A 249-nucleotide genomic window follows, 5' to 3' on the forward strand; every position below is an offset into this window, starting at 1 on the left:
GGTGACCCGTACGGGATTCGAACCCGTGTTACCGCCGTGAAAGGGCGGTGTCTTAACCACTTGACCAACGGGCCAAAAATTTTAAAACTCTTCCCAAGCTTCCAACCGGGCTTGAACCGGTGACCTCTTCCTTACCATGGAAGTGCTCTACCAGCTGAGCTATGGAAGCATAATGGCTCCGCAGGTAGGACTCGAACCTACGACCGATCGGTTAACAGCCGATAGCTCTACCACTGAGCTACTGCGGAA

General features: G+C 53.4%; 3 tRNA genes. All 3 read right to left on the reverse strand.

Features of this window, described 5'->3' with window-relative positions:
• Nucleotides 1-2 precede the first annotated feature (2 nt).
• The 3 genes from FS742_RS27280 to FS742_RS27290 all read right to left on the reverse strand — a co-directional run bounded on the left by FS742_RS27280 (nucleotide 3) and on the right by FS742_RS27290 (nucleotide 248).
• A tRNA-Glu gene (locus tag FS742_RS27280) sits at nucleotides 3-74 on the reverse strand.
• Between the two features lie 22 nt (nucleotides 75-96).
• Nucleotides 97-169 (reverse strand) — tRNA-Thr (locus FS742_RS27285).
• 4 nt (nucleotides 170-173) lie between these two features.
• Nucleotides 174-248, reverse strand: a tRNA-Asn gene (locus FS742_RS27290).
• Nucleotide 249: the final 1 nt, after the last annotated feature.

The sequence above is a fragment of the Bacillus cereus genome, assembly GCF_007678085.1.
Taxonomy (GTDB): Bacteria; Bacillota; Bacilli; order Bacillales; family Bacillaceae_G; genus Bacillus_A; species Bacillus_A cereus_BE.